The 15562-nt window shown below is 63.5% G+C and carries 10 protein-coding genes; 5 read left to right on the forward strand and 5 right to left on the reverse strand.

All coding sequences use genetic code 11. The annotated features are described in order from the left end of the window. Window positions 1-10 precede the first annotated feature (10 nt). Window positions 11-5845: a manganese-oxidizing multicopper oxidase MnxG gene (mnxG, locus tag JKA62_RS09835; RefSeq protein WP_201817630.1), complete on the reverse strand. Its 5835-nt coding sequence runs from the start codon at window positions 5843-5845 to the stop codon at window positions 11-13. Window positions 5846-6046: 201 nt separating this feature from the next. Continuing rightward, window positions 6047-6658, reverse strand: a complete 612-nt coding sequence (locus tag JKA62_RS09840; protein ID WP_011333422.1) for a lytic transglycosylase domain-containing protein — start codon at window positions 6656-6658, stop codon at window positions 6047-6049. A gap of 203 nt (window positions 6659-6861) precedes the next feature. Here JKA62_RS09840 and gspG point away from each other — a divergent pair, with 203 nt between their 5' ends. From gspG to JKA62_RS09855, 3 genes are all read left to right on the forward strand, one after another. Then, window positions 6862-7290 (forward strand): type II secretion system major pseudopilin GspG, encoded by a 429-nt coding sequence (gene gspG / locus JKA62_RS09845; protein ID WP_011333421.1) that lies wholly within the window; start codon window positions 6862-6864, stop codon window positions 7288-7290. A gap of 14 nt (window positions 7291-7304) precedes the next feature. After that, entirely contained in the window at window positions 7305-8492 is a 1188-nt protein-coding gene (locus tag JKA62_RS09850; RefSeq protein ID WP_201817631.1) for a type II secretion system F family protein, read from the forward strand. A gap of 76 nt (window positions 8493-8568) precedes the next feature. Beyond that, the gene (locus tag JKA62_RS09855) at window positions 8569-9225 is read left to right on the forward strand and encodes a hypothetical protein (RefSeq protein ID WP_236676494.1); all 657 of its coding nucleotides are present in this window, start codon (window positions 8569-8571) and stop codon (window positions 9223-9225) included. Window positions 9226-9374: 149 nt separating this feature from the next. Here the strand turns inward: JKA62_RS09855 and JKA62_RS09860 are convergent, their stop codons facing one another. Further along, window positions 9375-10274 (reverse strand): LysR family transcriptional regulator, encoded by a 900-nt coding sequence (locus JKA62_RS09860; RefSeq protein WP_011333419.1) that lies wholly within the window; start codon window positions 10272-10274, stop codon window positions 9375-9377. A 162-nt stretch (window positions 10275-10436) separates the two neighbouring features. Between JKA62_RS09860 and JKA62_RS09865 the strand changes: the two genes are divergently transcribed. Next, window positions 10437-11453: an alpha/beta hydrolase gene (locus tag JKA62_RS09865; protein ID WP_007956098.1), complete on the forward strand. Its 1017-nt coding sequence runs from the start codon at window positions 10437-10439 to the stop codon at window positions 11451-11453. 63 nt (window positions 11454-11516) lie between these two features. After that, complete coding sequence (locus JKA62_RS09870; protein ID WP_011333418.1) at window positions 11517-12944, forward strand: mechanosensitive ion channel family protein; 1428 nt, start codon at window positions 11517-11519, stop codon at window positions 12942-12944. A 58-nt stretch (window positions 12945-13002) separates the two neighbouring features. Here the strand turns inward: JKA62_RS09870 and ycaC are convergent, their stop codons facing one another. Further along, the gene (ycaC, locus tag JKA62_RS09875; RefSeq protein WP_011333417.1) at window positions 13003-13629 is read right to left on the reverse strand and encodes an isochorismate family cysteine hydrolase YcaC; all 627 of its coding nucleotides are present in this window, start codon (window positions 13627-13629) and stop codon (window positions 13003-13005) included. Window positions 13630-13699: 70 nt separating this feature from the next. Further along, the gene (locus JKA62_RS09880; RefSeq protein ID WP_011333416.1) at window positions 13700-15538 is read right to left on the reverse strand and encodes an amidohydrolase; all 1839 of its coding nucleotides are present in this window, start codon (window positions 15536-15538) and stop codon (window positions 13700-13702) included. Window positions 15539-15562 lie beyond the last annotated feature (24 nt).

A 15562-nucleotide genomic window follows, 5' to 3' on the forward strand; every position in this document is an offset into this window, starting at 1 on the left:
GCATTGGCACCTACTGAGCAGGCGGCGCCGGCTCCGGCTCATTGGTCACCCGCAGCAATCCCCACAGCCCCGAGGTGTTGCCATAGGCGCCGTAATCGCGGAACAGGTAGTCCCCCGGTATCGCGTTGCTGCCCCCGGCGCTCGGGATCATGAAGCTGAAGTGCGCCGCCGGCAGGATGCTTTCGTGAGCGCCGATGTACATCGACATCGGGTTGTAGCCGAAGCGCACCGAACCCACGCCCGGCGTGCCCATCGGGTAGCCACCGGTGTCGCTCTTCTCGGCCTGGAACGGGTTGAGCGACCAGACGTGTCCGTCGAGCTGGAACGTCGTGCCGCGACTGCCGCCGCTCGGCATCAGGATGTGCGTGCGGAACGGCTGACCCGGCTTGGCATACAGCACCGGCGTCTGCGGATCGCCGCCCACCAGCGCATTGCTGTAGGCCATGTGCGCGTTGGTCATGTCGCCGTAACCCGCGCCATCGGCATGGCCGAACGGCGCATCCGGAGCGAGGCCGAAGCGATACCACAGCGGTTCGGTCTTGTAGTTGATGGCCATGCTCGAGTTGTCCTGCGGATCGGTCGGCACACCGAAGCCCTCGGCAGCGATGCCTTCGACCGGCCGGCCATTGGCCCAGCGGGTGTTCAGCGCCTTGTGCCAGACCATCGCAAAGTCGCGGTAAGTCGTCTGCCCCGGTGCGGTGACCGTGGCGTTGACCTTGCGCGCATCGTCGACCCAGGTCGCGCCGATCGGCAGGATGCTCATCGCCCCACCCAGACCTTTTTGCGGTTGCTTGATCACATCCGCCGGGGTGAAGTTCAGGCCACCGAACTCCACGGCCGTGGCGTTGATGTTGTCGACACTGCGGCCCAGTTGCGTGACCGGTTTGCCTTCACGCTCCAGGTGCCCGGCGTAGTACTGATAGGTACGGGTCGGGTAGGCGCCGCTGCTGCCAACCCGTGGCGGCACGGTCTGAGTCGGGTTGGCGCCGACGTTGGTGCCGTCGGATTTGGTGATGTCGTAGGCCAGCAGTTGGGCGTGCAACCCCACGTGACTGGACGGCCGCATCAGGTTATTGCTGAAAGTGGTCGAGCCCAATCCGCTGTTGCGATCACGTTTGACGATGCCCTGCATCACGGCGGTCTGGGTCAGGTCGGGCATTACGCTCGGCAGCCGGTTCTCCAGGGTGATGTTGATGCAGTCCCCGGCCGCTGCGCGCAGCACCAGCGGTTCGACCGGAATGCCGGGTTTGAGCTTGCCGCTGACCGGATCGAGGTCGGATTTGCGCACGTACAAGATCGCCGTCGGATCATGCAGCGGCCCGCTCTGGCCACCGATGGTGATGGTCTCGCCGTCCTCCGGATCGGTCACCGTGACTTGCGGGATGCTCACCGTGCGCGAGTTCAGCACCAGGGTGCCGCCTGCCGGATTCAGCGGCCCGCCGACATGCTGACCGAGCCCGGCCGAATCGCCGATGCTCAGGCCCAGCGAATTGCCGAGGATGTCGTTGGCCAGCGCCGCCACCACTTCATAGTTGCGCTGCACCGTCGGCCGGGTGCCGATGCCGTTGGGGTTGGCGCTGATCCGTGGGCAACTGCCTTCGAACGCCACGGTGTTGCGCATGCCGGCCGGATTCGGATTGTTGGGGATGGCGAACAAGTCATTGCGTTTGGCCGTGTAGTTGCGCATCACGCCCCAGATCCCGCTCCAGTAGCCTTCGATCGAAGCGTCCATCGAGTACAGATAGTCACCGGTGGTCGCCGCAGAGCTGGACAGCATCGACACCGGTGCGATGAAGCCCATCTGTTCGGAGATGCCGATCATCTGCGAGGCGCGCCAGCCGGAGTTGGAGCTGTTGCCGAAACCGGAACCGCTCTGCAGCCACTTCACACCGTGCAGGGTGACGTTGTGCTCTTCCTCGTGGCCGCCGGCATGCACCCGCAGACGCACGTTGTCGCCGGTGTAGGTGCGCAGCATCGGGGTGAACGGATCGCCCGGTTCGCTGCCACCCTTGTTGATGTGCGGCGGGAACAGCGTGGTGCCGCCGGTCGGGCCGGTGGCAGCCGTCACCAGGTTCGGCGCCAGGTTCATCGCCGGGATCGCCCGGTCCGTACGGCTTTGCATGGCATAGGCCAAATCGCCGCCGAGGCCGTCGGCCTGCATGCCGCGCTTGCCGTCCGGACCGACCTTGTTCGGGTCGTAGACCCGCAGGGCCAGCGGCTCGTTGCGATAGTTGACGACGAACATGCCCGGATCATCCACGGAGATCGCTTGCGGGCAAGGCCGGCTCGGGCAGCCCGGCACTTGACCGCCCTGCACTTCCAATACGCCTTCGAGCAGAGTGCTGGCGTTGTTGCGCACCGGCGGGTTGATCGCGTAGCGGAAGCTGTCGGCGGTGGCCGGGAAGGCTTGCGGATTCGGCACGCCGTTGGGGCCGGCGCCCACGTACACACCGGCTTCATAGGCGTGCTGGAAGTCGCTGTATTCGAGGAAGAACTCACGGAAGCTGTCGTTCTTGCCGTCGCCGTCGAGGTCGCCGGTGTTGATCACCGCCTGCCACGAGGTCGGCCCGCCGTCCTGGCGCGCGCCGCTGTACAGAGGCTCGCCGGTTTCGGCGTGGAACCAGGTGGAACCGGCCGGTTCCGCCAGCACCGTGGCATACAGGCCGATCTGCTGGTGAGTCGATGGGCCGAGGTGGTCGTGGGTGAAGATGGTGCCCAGCCCCCGATCCACGCCCTTGGCGTTGACCACCGGGTCGACGAACCAGCGTTGCATGGCCGTGCGCGCGCCCATCCAGTCACTGCGCCCGAACTGACCGAAGAAAGGATGCGCCTTGGCTTTCGGGCACGCCTGGGTGCCGTCGCGCGGGTCGGTGCCCTCGCACTGGTTGAATTCACGGATCGCGTGAATGCGTTCCTGAACGGCACCTGGGGAGAGCACGCCGTCCTCGTAGTTCCAGCCGTTGGAGGAACCGTCGGCGGACGTCAGGTCCCACTTCGGCAGGTGAATGTGCTGGCCGATCACGTCGGTCGGCGTGCGCACCTGATAGTCGTCCATCTCGTAGGTGGCGGGCACCAGGTTGGTTTGCTGGTATTGCACGCAGTCGAAGGTGTTCATGCGCATCACCAGCGGCTCTGGCGGACGCTGCTTGGTGATCACCGGCCAGGCGTCTTCCCACAACGCCAGAATCCGCGCTTGCGGGAAGTGATAACCGACCTTGTTGTAGACCGCGTCGAACTGGATGTTGGCGGCCTTGTAGATCCGTGGCCGGTCGGCGGTGAAAGTCGAGGCGCCGACGAAGGACATGCCGTCCAGCCGGTCACCGCTGGCGAATTCACCGCTGCCGGCGCTGCTGGTCAGGCGTTTTTGCCGGTCGTCCATGCACGGTTCGTAGTACGGCGCACCGGCCATCGGCAAGGCGCCGTTGGTGCGGAAGGCCTTGGCCACGATCTGGTTGCCGGGCAGCAAGGCAAAGCTTGGGTGATCCTTTTTCGCGTGGAACGCCATCGCCGCCTGTTCCACTTCCGTGCCTTCTTCGGGCAGGTAGATCGGCTTGGCGCGGGTGACTTCCTTGGAGAAGTCCAGCGCGGTGGTCACGGTGTGCGCCTCGCCTCCGGCCGCCACCCCGTCGAGGGCGTGACGCTGCAAGCCGCCATCCCAGCCGCCGGACTGATTCGGATCGAGGTTCGCCCACAGCGCTTTGCCGCTGGCTTTCAACGATTGCGCGGTGGCGGCGTCGAGCATGTCCAGCGGTGGGGTTGGCGGACGCTGACCGACCGAACTTTCCATGCCGCCGATCCAGAACGGATAGCCAGGGTTTTTCAGGCTGCCATCGGCGTTGCGGTTGGCTTCGCTACGATCGACCAGTGCCAGGGAACCAATGGCTTGCGAACCACCGTTGCCGCCATGGTGTTCGCCGTCGTCATCGCCCTCTTCTTCCTCATCGTCGTCATCGTGGCCGGCGACCAGGGTTTCACCGATTTTCGGCACCACCACCACTTTGCCCGGCATCGGCGCCATCGCTTTGCCGGGCAGCGGCACGACGGCAGGAATCGGCGTGCCGGCAATGATCTCGCCATCCGGCAAGGCGCGGGCACCGGCAGCCGGTTTACCGCTGCGCAGTGCGTAAGGTTCGCTGTGATAACCATCGGCGCCCTGTTGCGAGACTTCCAGCCGGGTGCCTTCTTCGAACACATCGTGCACCCGCCACATCGACCACATGCCTTGGGCGAAATGCGGGTAGAAGTGGCAGTGATAGATCGCATCGCCGGCCACCCGGTTGCGGTTGCCGGAGCCGCCGTTGGCGATTTCGTAGGTATAGCCGGCGCCTGGGCCGATGCCTTGGGCATCGACGTAATCGGAGTTGTCGTCGTTGGGGTTGAACAGCCACTGATGGCCGTGCAGGTGAAAGATGTGCTGTTCGTGGCCGTTGTGGGTGTTGCGGAATTTGACGAAGTCACCGATGTAGCTGTGGTTGACGTTCGACGGCTCCGACGGATACAGGGCCATGGTGGCCTTGACGCCGACCTGATCGGCGCTCGGTGTCTGGCCAGGGGCGATGTTCTCAAGCCCGGTGTTGGCCGGCACATCCACCAGCATCGCCACGTCACCGACGGTGTGCGAGCTGAGGAAGAATTCTTCGTAGGCGCACGACAGACAATCGTGCATCGGCCCCACGCCGAGGCGGTTGGCGACCACTTCAGCCCCCATGCCGCCGGAACCGTAGTTGATCATGAACGAGTCGCGGGTCGGCTCCAGCACATGGGCCATGACCGGGTCGGCCCAGTAGGCGGGGAATGCCTGGGTGGCGGCGGTTTCGTCCTGGAACTGCGAGGCGAAATCGCGAAACGGCTCGAGGCGATTGGGGATCGCCGGGTTGCGTTTGCCCACCGATTCCAGCGGATAGGTGCTGGGCGCGAAACTGCCATCGGCATTGCTGCCCATGACGATCGCGTCGCTTTCGCTGGAGATGATTTCGTTGCCGTCGACCATGCTGATGATCGGCGTGCCGGCCTTGCCTTCACGCAGCCACGGTTCGCGCTGCGGGTAGCGGGCCTGGTAATCGACGATCGGGTGACCGGCCGGTGTGCGGCCGGTGGTGGCCAGACGCATTTCTTCTTCGGTGAGGGTATTGCGATAGGTGCGTCCCGACTTCGGCACCACCACGACCTGACCGAACAGGCCATTGGCGGTGTTGCCGGCCGCGCCTTCCCCGCCGAATGTCGCACCACGGCTGCTGACGGCAAACGCCCCTTCGCGCTCGGCGTACAGCACGTACGAACGGCTCGCGCCCGGCGGCACCAGGGTGTTGGCGTTGCGCCCAGTGTAGGAAGAAATGTCATCGATACTGTTCACCGCTTGCAGGCCGTTGACCTGGAAGCCGACATGGCGGTCGGCGACCTGCTCGTCGACCTTGAAGGCATCGGCGCCACCGGGGTTCACGGTGCCCTCCTCGCCTTCAGGCCCTTCGAAATGCTTGTTCGGGTTGGCCTGATAATCGAGCAGGTTCTGCAGGTTGATCGTCAGGCAATCACCGGCGGCCACCCGCAGCACCAGCGGCCGTGGACGCTTGTCGGCACGCAGCGAGACCTTGCCCGGTACCGCGCTGCCGCCATAGGCCAGCGAGACGTCATGGTCATCGACCACATCGCGGCGCAAGGCGTACATCATGCCGTTGGCATTCTGCGCACCGAGGCGGTTGAACATCAGCGGTTGATCGAAGGCGACTACATTGGCCACCAGATTGCGCTCGCAGCGCACGGCGGCGCTGGCCAGTTCGACGCTGAGCATCGAGACCAGCAACAGCAACCAGTTCAACAGGGGCGGTGCGTGGTGAATGCCAACCATGATCGGAAACCTCGTAGTGGGTGCTCACAGGGAACGATTCTCGATAAACCCCTTGGAGCAATCCGCGTGCCACAAAAAATGTCGTTCCAACTCAAACGGTTACACAGGTCACTTGAGAATCCGGGGGATATTCCCCACCCGTTTCCCCACTTTTCCGGGCCCTCGGGTTTGCCCCGAAAGTGGGGAAACCGGGGACATCCTTTACAACGGTGCATCCACCGCCAGCCCCTGCAGGCGCCGGTACTGACGCAGCACGCTCGGGACATAGCGCTGGGTTTCGGCGAACGGAGGAATCACCCGGCCGCGGCTGAGCACCGCGTCAGGCCCGGCGTTGTAGGCCGCTACGGCCAGGGCGATGTCGTTGTCGAACAGGGTCATCAGGCGCTTGAGGTATTTGGCCCCGCCCTGGATGTTGGCCTTGGGGTCGTAGACATCTTTCACCCCCAGCTCGCGGGCGGTGTCGGGCATCAATTGCATCAGTCCGCCGGCGCCCTTGGGCGAGGTGGCACCGGGGTTGTAATTGGATTCGGACTTGATCACCGCGTGCAGCAAAGCCTCGGGCAGGTGATTGGCGCTGGCCGCCGCTGACACCAGCTCGGCGTAGGGCTGGTTGGCGATCAATTGCGGTTGCCGGTCAAGGCTGACCAGCGGCGCATCGGACTCGCGAATCACCCGCTCGTAAGTGCGTCCGGGACGGTGGACGTTGGACAGCACGTAGCTGCCCTTGGCGTCCATGGAAACGAAGACATCGGCTTGCGCGACACCGACCGACAGCACGCAGCCGAGCAGTCCTGCAGTGAATGAATGGATCATTGGGCCTCCCCTGACAGGCCCCGAAAAATTGGGGGAAATGCCCCACTGACCCGTCGTTGATCAGCCGTACGCAAGCACTGTGCCGACTCTGGAAAAGCCCGTAATACAAGGGCTCCAGCCCGACAGCCGAATTTATCGGAGGCTGAGCATGGCAATTGCATAAGCCCTTGTGGCAACACGGCTGCCACTCACGGGAGGTCATCATGAAGCTGCAATTTCGTCCGCGTGCCCAACGCGGTTTCACCCTGCTCGAATTGCTCGTGGTGCTGGTGGTGCTCGGCCTGTTGGCCGGGATCGTCGCGCCCAAATATTTCGCCCAGCTGGGGCGTTCCGAGGTGAAGGTCGCCAAGGCGCAGATCGAAGGCCTGAGCAAGGCGCTGGATCTCTATCGACTGGAGGTCGGCCACTACCCGTCCACCGAACAGGGCTTGCAGGCGCTGGTGACCGCACCGAGCGACGAAGCCAAATGGACCGGCCCGTACTTGCAGAAAAAACTGCCGCAGGATCCGTGGGGGCGTAACTACACCTACCGCTATCCCGGCGAAAACAGCGAGTACGACCTGCTCTCGATGGGCAAGGACGGCCAGCCCGGCGGCGAAGGCGAAAACGCCGAAGTCACCAACTGGCAATAAGCGGAGCTCACGGCATGCGATTTCAACTCAAAGCAGTGGGCAAGGCCGGGGTGGTGTCGCTGAGCGTCGAGGCGCCCGGCCAGAGCGAAGCGCGGCGCATCGCCGAGGATCAGGGCTTGCGTGTGGTCAGCCTGCACGCCGAGAGGCACTGGCGTTCGTTGCGCCTGAGCAAGCGAGAAACCTTCAACCTGGTGCTGTTCAGCCAGGAACTGACTACCCTGCTCAACGCCGGCCTGCCGCTGATCGATGCGCTGGAGAGCCTGGCCGAAAAAGAAACCGCCCCCGCCGCCCGCAAAACCTTGAGTGAGCTGGTGCGGCTGCTGTACGAGGGCAAATCGTTCTCCCAGGCGCTCGGCCAGTTGTCGGCGGTGTTCCCGCCGTTGTACGTGGCGCTGGTACAGTCCAGCGAGAAGACCGGCGCGGTCGGCGATGCGCTGGGCCGTTACGTGAGCTATCGCCAGCGCATGGACGAGGTGCGGCAGAAGATCGTCAGCGCTTCGATCTACCCGCTGCTGTTGCTGGTGGTCGGCGGTGGCGTGGTGCTGTTTCTGATGGGCTATGTGGTGCCGCGCTTCAGCCTGGTATTCGAAGGGCTGGGCTCGAACCTGCCGTGGCTGTCGCAGATCCTGATGAGCAGCGGCATGTTTTTGCATGCGCATCAGGGTGAGTTTTTCGGCCTGTTGGCGACAATCGTCATCGCCCTCGCCGTGCTGCAGAAACAACCGGCGTTTCGCCGTGGGCTGGATCGGCTGGTGGAGAAACTGCCTGCCGTGCACCAGCGGATTTTCATGTATGAGCTGGCGCGGTTTTACCGGTCACTGGGGATTCTGCTGCAAGGCGGAATTCCGCTGGTGACGGCCATGGGCATGGTGCGTGGCCTGCTCACCGTGGCCTCGCGAGCGCGGCTGGACCAGGCCTGCGAGCGGGTGCGCGAGGGGCAATCGTTGTCCGCTGCCCTTGAGCTCAACCGGCTGGTGACGCCCGTGTCCCTGCGCCTGCTGCGCGCTGGCGAGCAGTCGGGCAACCTCGGGCAAATGATGGAACGCAGCGCCGATTTCTACGACGAGGAAATCAGCCGCTGGATCGAGTGGTTCGTGCGTCTGTTCGAACCGCTGCTCATGACTTTCATCGGCCTGTTGATCGGGGTGATCGTAATCCTGATGTACATCCCGATCTTCGAACTGGCTTCGAGTATCCACTGACCTCGGGAACGGGTCGGATCACACGCAACAAGCCACATCCACGTTCCCAATCAAGACAACAAAGACGGAGAACGATATGCACATTCAAAAGCTCGTGCTCGCAATGGCCATCGGCGCAGTCCTGTCGGCGTCTACCGTACTGATTCCGGACAACCTGTCCGGGGTGTCGAGTGTTCAGGCCAAGGAAGGGGGAAGTGGTGGTGGAGGAAGCGGCGGGGGCGGCGGTGGTAACGGTGGGGGTGGCGGCGGTAATGGAGGGGGCGGTAGCGGAGGCGGTGGTGGCGGTAATGGAGGCGGCGGCAGCGGTGGCGGTGCTGGCGGTAATGGAGGCGGCGGCAGCGGTGGCAATGGTGGTGGTCACGGCGGCAGCGGCAGTGGCGGCAACAGCGGCAGTGGCGGCGGTGGCAACAGTGGCCACAGCGGCAGTGACCACGGCTCGGGCCATTCCGGCAACACGGCGTCATCGGGTCGCAGCGGCACGCATTCTGAACCCGGCGACGACCATGGTGTACATCGGTCCGGAGAGGTCGGTGATGACCATGGCGTGCATCGCGCCGGTGAAATCGGTGATGACCATGGCGTACATCGTGCCGGTGAAGTCGGCGATGACCATGGCGTACATCGTGCCGGTGAAATCGGTGATGACCATGGCCTGCATGCAGCCGGCCAACCGGGCGATGATCGCGGTGTGCATGTCGGCGGCGAGCCTGGCGATGACAAGCGCGCCAACTGACCCGAACTGAAAGCACCGCAATCCCTGTGGAAGCTGGCTTGCCAGCGATGAGGCCTGGTCAGTTAAAGCATCACTGACTGACCCACCGCTATCGCGGGCAAGCCCGACTCCCACAGGGCTCATCGGTGCCCACCAGTTCACCAAAAAACCTAGAGAGCGACATGATTCTGATCCAGCCGCTCGCGCAAAAACTCGATCAACGCCTGCACCGGCCGTGATGCCTGACGATGCTGCGGGTACACCGCCGACAGCGTCAGCGGTTCCGGCCGAAACTCGTCCAGCACCGGCACCAGCCGCCCATCCTTCAGCGCCGCGCCGACAATGAACGTCGGCAGATAGGTAATCCCCATCCCCGCCACCGCCGCATCCCGCAGCAACTCACCGTTGTTGACGCGCATCCGCCCGGTGACATTCACCAGCAGCGGCTTGCCCTGCCCCGCGTTGAACCGCCACTGCACCGAACGACCGTGGCCGTAAGGCAGACAGTCGTGGCCCAGCAGATCTTCCGGTCTGACCGGCGCACCGCGCTCGGCCAGATAAGCAGGACTGGCGCAGTACACCCGTTCGATTGACGCGATGCGTCGGGCGATCAGGGTCGAGTCCTCCAGTACGCCAATGCGCAGCGCCAGGTCGTAACCCTCGCCCAGCAGATCCACCGGCCGGTCGCTCAAGTCCACCTCCACCGTGACCTCGCGATAACGCTGCAGAAACGGCGGCAGCAGACAGCCCAGATGGGCCAACGCAAACGACAGCGGCGCACTCACGCGAATCGCCCCGCGCGGCTCGGCAGTCTGCCCGGCGATGCCCTGCTCCACCGACTCGACTTCACCGAGCAAACGCAGCGCCGACTCGTAATAGCTCTGGCCCAGCGGCGTCACGTCCAGGCGCCGGGTCGAACGGTTGAGCAATCGCACGCCGAGGCGCTCCTCCAGTTGCATCAACCGACGGCTGACGAACTGCTTGGAAAGGCCCAACTGATCGGCCGCCGCCGTGAAGCTGCCGGAGTCCATCACCTGGCAAAAAATACGCATGTCTTCGAACGGGTTCATTGTCACTCTCTGGTTGACAGTTAAACGCTTTATAGCCGCTTTTTCACTTTCCGGCACCTCATTAATCTGTGCTCACGGTGTTGCTGAGGCCTGAAGCCCAGCGCCACAGCAGCCCGATCCCAAGGCATACAAAAACTCAAACGACTTAAAAAGGAATTGCACATGAACATCAAGAAAACCCTCGCCGCTTCCCTGCTCGCCCTGTCCATCGGCAACGCCTTCGCCGCCGAAAGCACTGGCGTCGAACACAACACTCAGGCCTTCCTCGACGCCCTCGCCGCCGGCGGTGGCAAACCGCTCGAGCAACTGAGCCCGAAAGACGCCCGTGCGGTGCTGACCGGCGCCCAGGCTTCGGTGAAGGTTGACCTGTCCGGCGTTGAAGTCAGCGACAAGGCGATCAAGGTCGACGGCCAGACGATCAACCTGAAGGTGGTGCGTCCAGCCAAGGTCAAAGGCGAGTTGCCGGTGTTCATGTTCTTCCACGGTGGCGGCTGGGTGTTGGGCGACTTCCCGACGCACCAACGCCTGATTCGTGATCTGGTGGTGGGCTCTGGCGCGGTGGCGGTGTACGTCGATTACACGCCGTCGCCGGAAGCGCAGTACCCGACCGCGATCAATCAGGCTTACGCCGCGACGAAATGGGTGGCCGAGCACGGCAAGGACATCGGTGTCGACGGCAAGCGTCTGGCGGTGGCCGGTAACAGCGTCGGTGGCAACATGGCAGCGGTTGTAGCGTTGATGGCCAAGGAACAGAAAACCCCGGCCCTGCGCTTTCAGTTGCTGATGTGGCCGGTGACCAACGCCGGGTTCGATAACGGCTCGTACCAGCAATTCGCCGAAGGCCACTTCCTGACCAAAGGCATGATGCAGTGGTTCTGGGACAACTACACCACCAACCCGGCCGAGCGTGCGCAGATCCATGCCTCGCCGCTCAACGCCAGCGCCGAACAGCTCAAGGGCCTGCCCGCCGCGCTGGTGCAGACCGCCGAGTTCGACGTGCTGCGTGACGAAGGCGAAGGCTACGCCCGCCACCTCGACGCGGCTGGCGTGCCGGTGACCTCGGTGCGCTACAACGGGATGATTCACGACTTCGGCCTGCTCAACCCGCTGAACGGTATTCCTGAGGTGAAGGCCGCCGTGCGCCAGGCAGCGGCAGAACTCAAGACCCACCTGAACTGAGTGCAACCCCTCGCCACACCTTCGGGTGTGGCGTTTTCTTTTGTGTCCGCCGGAGTTCACCTCATGAGCCTTTTTTCTGCCCACCTGCTGTCCTGGAGCGCTCTGCTGCTGGTGCTCGACACCTTGCTCTGGCACCTCGCACCGTTCAAGCATCGCGCGCAACGGGTCGCCGTGCGACTGGTGCTGTTCCTGGCCTTCAACGCGCTGGCCATCAACGCCGGCGTCAGCCCGTTGCAGGCGCCGCTGTTTGCCGACGACCCGGTGGCGCAGCTCGGGGCGACGGCACTGGGGATTCTCTGGTGGCTGTACGCCGCGCGGGTGCTGACCGAAGTCATCGGTCTGATCCTGATGCGCCGCATCGGTCACAGCGGCCGCCTGCTGCAGGACGTGATCGGTGCGCTGGTGTTTCTGGCGGCCATCGTCGCAGCGGCCGGTTATGTGCTGGATCTGCCGGTCAAAGGCCTGCTGGCGACTTCCGGGGTGGTGGCGATCGTCATTGGTCTGGCGCTGCAAAGCACCTTGGCCGACGTGTTTTCCGGCATCGTGCTCAACACCACCAAGCCGTATCAGGTGGATGATCTGGTGGTCATCGATGGTGTCGAAGGCAAGGTGCTCGACATCAACTGGCGTGCCACGCACCTGCTGTCCAGCACCGGCACTCTGGCCGTGGTGCCGAACTCGGTGGCGGCCAAGGCCAAGATCGTCAACCTCAGCCGCCCGAACAACCTGCACGGCGTGTCGATCAGCATCAAGGTGCCGAACCACATCCGCCCGCGCCGGGTGCTCGACGCCCTCGAGCGCACGCTGCAAGGCAGCAGCAGTCTGTTGCTGACGCCCGCGCCGAAAGCGGTGCTGAAAGAGGCCGGCGACGAAATGTCGGAATACGTGGCCAGCGGGTTCATCGCCGAACTGGGCAAGAAAAGCGAGGTGCGCAATCAATTGTTCGACCTCGCCCACCGGCACCTTGAAGCGGCTGGCATTTCGCGGCACCCGGACGGTGTGATCGAACCTTCTACCCGCGCTCGCGCGTTGCTCGATGAAGTGAAAATCTTCCGCTCGCTGAGCCACGAGGAACGCGATCGCCTCGCCGAATCGATGGTCGCGCAGCAGTACAGCGCCGGGCAGGTGGTGCTCGATCTGGAGGAAGTGCCGGACAGCCTGTTCGTGATCGCTACCGGTGTGGTCAGCGCCAGCGTGCCGGATGGCAATGGTTTCACCGAGGCCGGACGCATGGGGCCGAGTGAGGTCATGGGTGAGCAAAGCATCCTCGCGGACACGCCTTCGCAAGCGACGTTTACCGCACTGACGTCTTCGATCATTTATCGCCTCGACAAGAACCTGACTCGCCAGTGCATGGAACAGCGCAGTGAAGTGGGTCGGGCGTTGAACAAGTTGCAGGCGGTAAGGCAGCAGAACAGTCGGCTGGCGTTGATGGCCAAACCGGCACCGGTGAAAAAAGGTGGATTTCTGGGCTGGTTGCAAAAGCGCTGAGCCCTTTTCTGAAGGCAAAAAGAGGCCCGCCATTTTGGCGGGCCTCTTCGTTACAAGCTTACTTGGCAGTGAACTTGGTGTAGCTGTTGATCAGGTTGCGGTAGTTCGGCAGGCGCTGCGACAGCAGATTCGCCAGGCCTTCCATGTCGTTGCGCCAGTCACCCTGCAGCTCGCAGGCCACAGCAAACCAGTTCAGCAGGTGTGCGCCGGCAGCCGACATACGCGCCCACGCCGCTTGTTGCACGGTGGTGTTGAAGGTGCCGGAAGCGTCGGTGACCACGAACACTTCGAAGCCTTCAGCGATGGCCGACAGGGTCGGGAACGCCACGCACACGTCAGTCACCACACCGGCGATGATCAGTTGCTTGCGGCCAGTAGCCTTGATGGCCTTGACGAAGTCTTCGTTGTCCCAGGCGTTGATCTGGCCAGGACGGGCAATGAACGGTGCGTCCGGGAATTGCTCTTTCAGCTCAGGCACGATCGGGCCGTTCGGGCCGGAATCGAAGCTGGTGGTGAGGATGGTTGGCAGGTTAAAGAACTTGGCGATGTCGCCCAGGGCCAGCACGTTGTTCTTGAACTCGTTCGGCGAGAAATCCTGCACCAGCGAGATCAGACCGGTCTGGTGGTCGACCAACAGCACAACGGCATCGTCTTTGTTCAAGCGTTTGTAAGGAACGTTGCTCATGTGAAACTCCTCGATGGATGGTTGTTGCGGGGAGCGCCGCTCACGCAGAGCGGCGCTTTTTTCAAAAGGATCAGAACGCGAAGCAGGAACAGCCGAACGCGCCCCAGAAACCGGCGAAATCGCTGACCGGCGCATTCGACATCCGCGCTTTTTCATGGCTGTGGGTATGCACTGCGCACGGGCCGCTGCACTGGTGCACCTGGGCCTGCAAGGGCGAATTCGGGCGCCAGTGGCCAGGGACTTTCACTACCGGCGACCAGTCCGGCAGCACCGGCAATGAACGTGGGCCGAGGTCTTCGAAGTCGCCGGCGGCGTACACGATCTTGCCGCCAACCACGGTCATGACCGACTCGATCCACTTGATCGCTTCTTCTTCGACGCTGAAGAAGTCCGCGCTCAGCGCTGCCAGGTCCGCCAGTTGCCCGACCTTGATCTGGCCCTTCTTGCCCTGCTCGGACGAGAACCAGGCGCTGCCATGGGTGAACAGTTCCAGCGCGGTGCTGCGTGGCAAACCTTCTTCGTACAGCGCCAGACCGCCAACGGTGCGACCGCTGACCATCCAGTACAGCGAAGTCCACGGGTTGTAGCTCGACACCCGAGTGGCATCGGTGCCCGCGCCGACCGGCACGCCTTCGGCAAGCATGCGCTTGATTGGCGGTGTGGCTTCGGCGGCTTGTTTGCCGTAACGGTCAACGAAGTATTCGCCCTGGAACGCCATGCGATCCTGAATCGCGATGCCGCCGCCCAGCGCCCTCACCCGCTCGATGTTCTGCGGGGTGATGGTTTCGGCGTGATCGAAGAACCACGGCAAACCGTTGAACGGAATGTCGCGGTTGACCTTCTCGAACACGTCGAGCATGCGGCTGATCGATTCGTTGTAGGTGGCGTGCAGACGGAACGGCCAGCGCTGCTCGACCAGGTGGCGCACCACCGGCTCCAATTCCTGTTCCATGGTCTGCGGCAGGTCCGGGCGCGGTTCGAGGAAGTCTTCGAAGTCCGCTGCCGAGAACACCAGCATTTCCCCGGCGCCGTTGTGGCGCAGGAAGTCATCGCCCTGATGCAACTTGACGCTGCCGGTCCAGTTCTGGAAGTCGGTCAGCTCTTCTTTCGGCTTCTGGGTGAACAGGTTGTAGGCGATGCGCACGGTCAACTGGTCGTCTTTGGCCAGCTGTTCGATCACCTGATAATCGTCCGGGTAATTCTGGAAACCGCCGCCGGCATCGATGGCGCTGGTCAGGCCGAGGCGATTGAGTTCGCGCATGAACTGACGGGTCGAGTTGACCTGATACTCCAGCGGCAGCTTCGGCCCCTTGGCCAGCGTCGAATACAGAATCATCGCGTTCGGCCGCGCCACCAGCATGCCGGTCGGGTTGCCGTTGGCATCGCGCACGATCTCGCCACCCGGCGGGTTCGGCGTGTCGCGGGTGTAGCCGGCCACGCGCAGCGCGGCGCGGTTGAGCAGCGCACGGTCGTACAGGTGCAGGATGAACACCGGGGTGTCCGGCGCGGCCTGGTTGATTTCTTCGAGGGTCGGCATGCGTTTTTCGGCGAACTGGAATTCGTTCCAGCCGCCGACCACGCGCACCCATTGCGGGGTCGGTGTGCGGTCGGCCTGATCCTTGAGCATGCGCAGCGCATCAGCCAGCGACGGCACGCCTTCCCAACGCAGTTCGAGGTTGTAGTTCAGACCGCCACGGATCAAGTGCAAGTGCGAGTCATTGAGGCCGGGAATCACGCAGCGGCCCTTGAGGTCGACCACTTGAGTGCCGGCGCCCTTGAGCGCCATCGCCTCGGCATCGTTACCGACGGCGACGAAGCGCCCGTCCTTGATTGCCACGGCGCTGGCGAGGGGTTTTTCGCGGTCTACCGTATGAAATTGGCCATTGAACAGAATCAGATCGGCGTTCATCGCAGTTCCTTCGAGATAAGTGAA

The organism is Pseudomonas sp. B7 (assembly GCF_016735645.1).
Classification (GTDB): domain Bacteria; phylum Pseudomonadota; class Gammaproteobacteria; order Pseudomonadales; family Pseudomonadaceae; genus Aquipseudomonas; species Aquipseudomonas glycinae.